The organism is Streptomyces sp. NPDC029216 (genome assembly GCF_040648015.1).
Taxonomy (GTDB): Bacteria; Actinomycetota; Actinomycetes; order Streptomycetales; family Streptomycetaceae; genus Streptomyces.
Genome location: NZ_JBEZWL010000094.1, coordinates 20,089 through 29,032, shown reverse-complemented (window position 1 = coordinate 29,032; position 8,944 = coordinate 20,089). Strand labels below are relative to the sequence as shown.

The following is an 8,944-nucleotide window of genomic DNA, read 5'->3' as shown; positions in this document are numbered from 1 at the left end:
GGGCGGGGCGCAGCGCGTCGGCGGCGGTCCGGCGGGCGAGCCGGGGCACGTACGCCGTATCGCCGCGGAGGGCGAACTGCGGTTCGCCGGTGGCCAGCGCCGCGGCCAGCAGCCGTTCCTCGTCGGGGAGGAGGGCGGCGGCTTCCGCGTCCGCCAGGTCGGCGAGGACCAGTCGTCCGGGGTTCTCCGACTGCGCGGAGCGGACCAGCCCCCACAGGGCGCTCTGGGCCGGGTCGGTGACGGTCGTCCCGGGCTCGGGGGCGACGGCCCCCCGGGTCAGCAGCACCAGCCGCGAGCCGGCGGTCCGGTCGTCGCCGAGCCAGGTCCGCAGGAGGGCGAGGCCCTCCCGGGTCACCGTGTGGACCTGCTCCGCGTCCGGTGCGCCGCGCGAGCCGCGCGGTGCCGGGACCAGGACGGTGTCCGCGAGCCGGTCCGCTCCGCCGGGCCCGTCCAGGAGCGCGAGCAGGCCCGCACGGTCCTCGACCCGGGCGAGAGGTCCGGTGGTTGTGCCCCGGGAGGTGTCCTCCGGGCCCAGCGGCAGGGCGGGCCAGTCCAGCCGGTACAGCGCGTCCAGGTGGTCGGGCCGGCCGGCGGCGGGCAGCTGATCGGCCGTCACGGTCCGCAGGACGAGGGAGTCGACGGAGACGACCGCCCGGCCGGTGCCGTCGGCGGCGAACAGGGACACCGTGTCCGGGGCGGGCGCGGTCAGCCGGACCCGCAGGGTGGTGGCGCCGGTCGCCTCCAGCCGTACGCCGCTCCACGCGAAGGGGATGCGGCCCTGGCCGGTGTCGGGCAGCAGCCCGCCCAGGCCGACCGCGTGCAGGGCGGAGTCCAGCAGCGCCGGGTGGACGCCGAAACCGTCGGCCGGGGTGTCCTGCGGGAGGGAGACCTCCGCGAACACCTCGGTACCGCGCCGCCACAGGGCCCTGAGCCCCTGGAAGAGGGGGCCGTAGCCGAAGCCGAGCTCGGTCAGGCGCTCGTAGTAGCCCTCCAGGGGGACGGGGTCGGCGTCGGCGGGCGGCCACTGCGACAGATCCTGTGCGGTGGTGGTGCCGGCCGTGGGGGCGAGCACGCCGACGGCATGGGTCGACCAGGGTGCGTCGGAGCCCGTCCCGTCCGGCCGGGAGTGGACGCTGACGCCGCGGCGCCCGTTCCCGTCGGGGCCGGCCACCGTGACCTGGAGCTGTACGGCGCCCTGGGCGGGCAGGACCAGCGGGGCCTGGAGGGTGAGCTCCTCGACCCGGTCGCAGCCGGTCTCGTCGGCGGCCCGGATCGCGAGGTCCACCAGGGCGGTTCCGGGGAGCAGGGCCGCGCCCATGACCTGGTGCTCGGCCAGCCACGGCTGGGCGGAGAGGGAGAGCCTGCCGGTGAGGACGAGGCCCTCGCCGTCGGCGAGTGCGACGGCGGCGCCCAGCAGGGAGTGACCGGCGGAGCCCAGCCCGGCGCTCGCGAGGTCCCCGGCGGCGGGCCCGGTTTCGAGCCAGTAGCGTTCGTGCTGGAAGGCGTAGGTCGGCAGGTCGATCCGGCGGGCGCCGTGACCTGCGAGGACGGCCGTCCAGTCCACCGGGTTGCCCTGGACGTGGAGTTGGGCGAGGGCCGCAGTCACGGCCGTCTCCTCCGGCCGGTCCCCGCGCAGCAGAGGAACCGCAGCCTGGCCACCGTCGAGGACGGCTGCCGCCAAGCCGGTCAGCACACCTCCCGGACCGATCTCCAGGAACGTACCGACGCCCTCTGCTGCCAGGACCTCCACCGCATCGGCGAAGCGCACTGCCTCACGGACGTGGCCGACCCAGTAGTCCACGGAACAGAACTCCTCCGCCGACACCACAGCACCCGTGAGCGTCGAGACCACCGGCAGCACGGGCGTCCCGAACGACACCGCCTCCACCGCCTTGCGGAAGTCCGCCAGCATCGGATCCATCAACGGCGAGTGGAACGCATGGGAGACCATCAGGGCCTTCGTCTTGCGCCCCTCCGCCGCCAGCTTGGCGACGGCTCGCGAGACGGCCTCCTGGACGCCCGAAAGCACCACGGAGGAAGGCCCGTTGACCGCAGCGACACCAACCTCGCCCTCGAACCCGGCCAGCAGATCACGAGCCTCGGCCTCGGAAGCCTCGACCGCGACCATCACTCCCCCAGCGGGAAGCGCCTGCATCAACCGGCCACGCGCCACCACCAAAGCCGCCGCATCCTCCAGCGAGAACACACCCGCCACATGAGCCGCCGCGAACTCGCCGATGGAATGCCCCGCAAGGAAGTCCGGCGAGACACCCCACGACTCCACCAGCCGGAACAACGCCACCTCGACCGCGAACAACGCCGGCTGCGCATACCCGGTCTCGTTCAGCAGCTCCGCGTCCTCACCGAACACCACATCCCGCAACGGCCGGTCCAGATACCCGTCCACCCGGGCACACACCGCATCGAACGCATCCGCGAACACCGGGAACCCCGCATACAACTCACTCCCCATCCCCAGCCGCTGACTCCCCTGACCCGAAAACAGGAACGCCGTCTTGGGCTGGGTGCCGGCCGTGCCGCAGACGGCCGTGTCCGCCGCCGGGGCCTGGTCGTTCAAGGCCAGGGCGCGCAGTGCGGGCAGGAAGTCCTCCCGCCGGGTGCCGAGGACGGCGGCCCGGTGTTCCAGTGCGGCGCGTGAGCTCGCCAAGGACAGGGCCACGTCGGCCGGTTCCACGGCGGGATGGCGCTCGATGTGGTCGAGGAGGCGTTCGGCCTGCTGGCGGAGGGCTTCGGGGCCGTTGCCGGAGATCAGCCACGGGACGGGCCTCGGTTCCTGGCGTGCCCCGGCGGGAGCCGGCGGTTCCACGGGCGGCTGCTCGATGATGACGTGGGCGTTGGTGCCGCTCACGCCGAAGGAGGAGATGGCGGCCCGGCGGGTCCGTTCCGTGCCGGTCGTCCATTCGACGGGCTCGGTCAGCAGCTCGACGGCCCCCGCCGACCAGTCGACGTGCGGGGTCGGCGCGTCCACGTGGAGGGTCTTGGGGAGGAGGCCGTGGCGCATGGCCTCGACCATCTTGATGATCCCGCCGACGCCGGCCGCGGCTTGGGTGTGGCCGATGTTGGACTTGAGGGAGCCCAGCCACAACGGCCGTTCTTCGGGCCGGTCCTGACCGTACGTCGCCAGCAGGGCCTGCGCCTCGATGGGGTCGCCGAGGGTGGTGCCGGTGCCGTGCGCCTCGACCACGTCCACGTCGGCCGTGGAGAGTCCGGCGTTCGCGAGGGCCTGGCGGATCACCCGCTGCTGGGCCGGGCCGTTGGGGGCCGTCAGGCCATTGGAGGCGCCGTCCTGGTTGATCGCTGAGCCCCGTACGAGGGCCAGTACGGGGTGGCCGTGGCGGCGGGCGTCGGAGAGCCGCTCCACCAGCAGCATGCCGACGCCCTCGCCCCAGCCCGTGCCGTCGGCGGCCGCCGCGAAGGACTTGCAGCGGCCGTCGGCGGCCAGCCCGCGCTGCCGGCTGAACTCGATGAAGGCGTTGGGGCTGGACATCACGGTCACCCCGCCCGCCAGGGCGAGGTCGCACTCGCCGCGCCGCAGGGCCTGCGCGGCGAGGTGGAGGGCGACGAGGGAGGAGGAGCAGGCCGTGTCCACGGTGAGCGTCGGCCCTTCCAGGCCGAAGGAGTAGGCGATGCGCCCGGAGACGACGCTCGCGGAGCTGCCGGTGCCGATGTAGCCCTCCAGGTCCTGCGGGACGCTCAGCAGGCGGGAGGCGTAGTCCTGGTAGCCGGAGCCGATGAACACGCCGGTGCCGGTGCCGCGCAGGGAGGTGGGGTCGAGGCCTGCGCGTTCGAAGGCCTCCCAGGCGGTTTCCAGCAGCAGCCGCTGCTGCGGGTCCATGGCCAGGGCTTCCCGGGGCGAAATCCCGAAGAAGGCGGGGTCGAAGTCGGCGACGTCGTAGAGGAAGCCGCCGTCCTTGGCGTACGTGGTGCCGGGCCGGTCGGGGTCCGGGTCGTAGAGGGAGTCCAGGTCCCAGCCCCGGTCCGTGGGGAAGCCGCCGACCGCGTCGCGGCCTTCGGCGACGAGCCGCCACAGGTCCTCGGGGCTGCGTACCTCGCCGGGGTAACGGCAGCTCATGGCGACGATCGCGAGGGGCTCGGCGTCGTCGGCGGTACGGACGGTGGCCGTCGGCGCGGGGGCGGCGGCCCGGCCCGTGAGGGCCGCGGTCAGTTCGGTCAGGAGGTGGGCGGCCAGGGCGGACGGGGACGGGTGGTCGAAGACGAGGGTGGCCGGCAGCCGGACCCCGGTGCTCTTCCCGAGGCGGTTGCGCAGCTCCACGGCGGTGAGGGAGTCGAAGCCCAGTTCACGGAAGGCCCGGTCGGCCGGTACCGCTTCCGCGTCCTGGTGTCCGAGCACCGCGGCGGCCTCGGCCCGTACCAGGGCGAGGACGGCGCGGGCCTGCTCGGCGGCGGTCAGGGCGGTGGTGCGGCGGACGAACTCGGGCAGTTCGCCGTCACCCGGGCCGTCGGACGCCGTTCCTGCTGCCTCGGCGAGGGCTGCGACGGCCTCGGGGATCCCGTTCAGCAGCGGGCTGGGCCGCAGCAGGGTGAAGGAGGGGGCGAAGCGCTCCCAGGCGACGTCCGCGACGGTCACCGCCGTCTCGTCGCCGGTGAGGGCGGCGCGCAGGGCGGCGATGGCCGACGGCGGGGTGAGGGCGGGCAGCCCGCGCTGGTACAGCCGGTCCTCGGCGTCGCCGTCCTCGACCATGCCGCCGCCGGCCCAGGGGCCCCAGGCGACGGCGGTGGCGGTGAGCCCGCGGGCCCTGCGGTGTTCGGCGAGGGCGTCGAGGGAGGCGTTGGCCACCGCGTACGCCGCCTGCCCGGCCGCGCCCCACACGCCGGAGATCGACGAGAAGAGCACGAAGGCCTCCAGCGGGCGGGCTTCGGGGCGTTCCGCCAGCAGCTCGTCGAGGTGCCGGGCGCCGGCCGTCTTGGCGGCGAGGACCTCGGCGAACTCCTCGGCGGTGGTGTCGGCCAGCATGGCCGGGGTGCCGACTCCGGCCGCGTGGACGACGGCGGTGAGGGGGTGTTCCTGCGGGAGGCCGGCCAGCAGCCGGGCCACGGCTTCCCGGTCGGCGATGTCGCAGGCCTCGATGGTGACGCGGGCGCCGAGTTCCTCCAGTTCGGCGCGGAGCGCATCGGCGCCGGCCGCCGCCGGCCCGCGCCGGCTGGTGAGGACCAGGTGTTGCGCTCCGGCCCCGGCGAGCCAGCGGGCCACGTGGGCGCCCAGGGCACCGGTGCCGCCGGTGATGAGGACGGTGCCGTGCGGCTGCCAGCCCTCCTCGGGGGCCCCGGGGGCGGCGGACCGCTGCTGGGGGGCGCGCAGCAGACGGCGTACGAAGACGCCCGCGCCGCGCACGGCCAGCTGGTCCTCGTCGGCGTGGGTGCCCGCGAGGACGGCCGCGAAGCGTCGGGCGGCGCGGGCGTCGAGCGCCTCGGGGAGGTCGACGAGGCCGCCCCAGCGGCCGGAGTGTTCGAGTGCGGCGGTCCGGCCGAGGGCCCAGACCGCTGCCTGCCGGGGACTGCGCAGCGGGTCGGCCGTGCCGGTGGAGACGGCGCCTCGGGTGGCGCACCACAGCGGGGCGTCGATGCCCGCGTCGCCGAGGGCCTGGATCAGGGCGAGGGTCGTGGCGAGCCCTTCCGCCAGTACGGGGTGGGCCTGGTGCGGCTGCTCTTCGAGGCCCAGCAGGGACAGGACCCCGTCGACGGGGTGGTCCTGGGCGACGGCGGTGCGCAGCAGGTCCGCGAGTGCCTCCCGGCCGGTACCGGGGTCGACCGGTACGGGCCGTACGGTCGCGCCGTGCTCCTCCAGAGCCCGCAGGGCGTCGGCCGTCCACGGGTCCTCGGCGAGGCGGGCGGTGGGGACGAGGGCCAGCCAGCTGCCGTCGGCACGGGCGGGGGTGGTTGCGGGTGCGGGGGTTGCGGGCTGCCAGGCGATGCGGTAGCGCCGGGCGTCGAGGGTGGACCGCTCGCGGTGGTTGCTGCGCCAGAGGGAGAGGGCGGGCAGGACCGTGCTGAGGGGCGCGTCGTCCGCGAGGCCGAGGCGCTGTGCGAAGGCCGCGAGGTCGGCGCGTTCCACGGAGTCCCAGAATCCGGCTTCCGCCGGATCGGCGGCCCGGGCGGCGTCGGCGGCCGGCCGGCCGGAGAAGGCCGTGGACTCCAGCCAGTAGCGGCGCCGCTGGAAGGCGTAGGTGGGCAGGTCGTGGAGGGTCGGGCGGCCGGCGCGGTCGCTGGTGAGTGCGGTCAGGTCGAGCGTGGTTCCGTGGACGTACAGCCGGGCCAGCGCGGAGGCCGCGGCCAGCTCCTCGGTGCGGTCGGCGCGCAGCAGGGGCACGGCGCGGGCGGAGTCCGCGTCCAGCAGGGGCTGGGCCAGGCCGGACAGTACGCCGCCGGGCCCGACCTCGACGAACATCGAGGCTCCGGCGTCCGCCAGGGCCTGCACCGCGTCCGCGAACCGGACCGTCGCCCGCACCTGGCCCACCCAGTACTCCGGGTCGGCCAGTTCGGCGGCCGTCATTCGGCGGCCCGTCACGGTGGAGACCACGGGAAGGGCCGGAGCCGCGAACGGGACGGCTTCGACGAGCTTGCGGAACTCGTCGAGCATCGGGTCCATCAGCGGCGAGTGGAAAGCGTGGGAGACCGTCAGGGCCTTGGTCTTGCGGCCCTGGGCCGCGAGCTTCCCGGCCAGCTCCGCCACCGCGTCTTCGGCACCTGAAACCACCACGGACGTAGGCCCGTTGACCGCGGCGATGTCGGCGCGGTCCTCGAACCCGTCCAGCAGTGCCCGTACCTCCTCCTCGGACGCCTCGACCGCCACCATCACCCCGCCCACCGGCAGCGCCTGCATCAGCCGGCCCCGCGCGGCCACCAGCTTCGCCGCATCCTCCAGCGACAACACACCGGCTACATGGGCTGCGGCGAACTCGCCTACCGAGTGCCCGGCCAGGAAGTCCGGACGCACACCCCAGGACTCCACCAGCCGGAACAGAGCCACCTCGACCGCGACCAACGCCGGCTGGGTGTACCCGGTCTCGTTCAGGAGCTCCGCGTCCTCACCGAACACCACGTCCTTGAGCGGGAGTTCGAGATGCGGGTCAAGTGCCGCGCACACCGCGTCGAAGGCCTCCGCGAACACCGGGAAGGCCGCGTGCAGTTCACGCCCCATGCCCAGGCGCTGGCTGCCCTGCCCGGAGAACAGGAACGCCGTCTTGGTCTTGCGGGCCGCGGTGCCCTCGAAGGCCTGGCCCGTGGGTTCCCGGCGGGCGAGGGCGCTGAGGGCGGTCAGCAGTTCGTCGCGGTCGCGCCCCACGACGGCTGCGCGGTGGGGCAGTTGGGAGCGGGTCGTGGCGAGGGCGTGGCCGATGTCGGCGGGCTCGGTGTGCGGGTGCTCCCGTACGTACGCCAGGAGGCGGCGGGCCTGCTCGGGGAGCGCCTCGGGGGTGCGGGCCGAGAGGGGCCACAGGAGCGGGGTCCGACCCGGTCCGGCGGACTCCGTGGCCGGTGTGGCCGGGGTGTCGCCGGTCGCCGACCCGGCCGGTTCCGGGGTCGGCTGTTCCAGGACGATGTGCGCGTTGGTGCCGCTCACGCCGAACGAGGAGACGCCCGCCCGGCGCGGACCCTCCGTTTCCGGCCAGGTGACGGCTTCGGTCAGGAGTCGGACGGCGCCCGCCGACCAGTCCACGTGCGGGGACGGCTCGTCGAGGTGCAGGGTGCCGGGCAGTATGCCGTGCTGCATGGCCAGGACCATCTTGATGACGCCGGCCACGCCGGCCGCCGCCTGGGTGTGGCCGATGTTCGACTTGAGCGCGCCCAGCAGGAGCGGCCGGCCGGCGGGGCGGTCCTGGCCGTACGTGGCGAGCAGGGCGTGGGCCTCGATCGGGTCACCGAGCGAGGTGCCGGTGCCGTGCGCCTCGACGGCGTCCACCTCGGCCGCGGTGAGCCGGGCGTCGGCCAGGGCCTGGCGGATGACCCGCTGCTGCGCCGGGCCGCTGGGGGCGGTCAGGCCGTTGGAGGCGCCGTCCTGGTTGACCGCGCTGCCCCGGAGCACGGCGAGGACGGGGTGGCCGTTGCGGCGGGCGTCGGAGAGCCGTTCCACGAGCAGCATGCCGGCGCCCTCGCTCCAGCCGGTGCCGTCGGCCGCGGCCGAGAAGGGCTTGCAGCGGCCGTCGGCGGCCAGCCCGCGCTGGCGGCTGAACTCCATGAAGGCACCAGGCGTGGACATCACCGTCACCCCGCTGACCAGGGCGAGGGTGCACTCGCCCTTGCGGAGCGCCTGGGCGGCGAGGTGCAGGGCGACCAGGGAAGAGGAGCAGGCGGTGTCGACCGTCACCGCGGGGCCTTCGAGGCCGAAGGTGTAGGCGAGCCGTCCGGAGATCACGGCGGCGGCATTGCCCGTCCCGAGGTAGCCGTCGAAGTCCTCCGGGGAGGTGGACAGGCGGGCGTAGTCCTGGCCGTTGGTGCCGGCGAAGACGCCGGTACGGGTGCCGCGCAGTACCGCCGGGTCGATCCCGGCCCGCTCGAAGGCCTCCCAGGCGGTTTCCAGGAGGAGCCGCTGCTGCGGGTCCATCATCAGGGCCTCGCGCGGGGAGATCCCGAAGAATCCGGCGTCGAACTCGCCGACCCCGTCGAGGAATCCGCCGTGGCGGACGTAGCAGGTGCCGGCGTTGTCCGGGTCCGGGTCGTAGAGCGCGTCCAGGTCCCAGCCGCGGTCGGCGGGGAAGCCGGATACTGCGTCGCCGCCCTCCGCGAGGAGGCGCCAGAGCTCCTCGGGGGAGCCGATGCCGCCGGGGAAGCGGCAGCTCATCGCGACGATGGCGATGGGCTCCCGGGCTTCGGCCGTCATCTTCCGGTTCTGGCGGCGCAGCCGCTCGGTCTCCTGGAGGGAGGCGCGCAGTGCCTGAACGATCTTGTCGTTCGATGTGGTCATGGT

The 8,944-nt window shown here is 74.8% G+C and carries 1 protein-coding gene; it reads right to left on the bottom strand.

From position 1 onward, the window contains the following. Positions 1–8,941: type I polyketide synthase (locus AB0F18_RS27375; RefSeq protein ID WP_362065207.1), on the bottom strand; the 8,941-nt coding region annotated here is incomplete at its 3' end. Between the last annotated feature and the right edge of the window lie 3 nt (positions 8,942–8,944).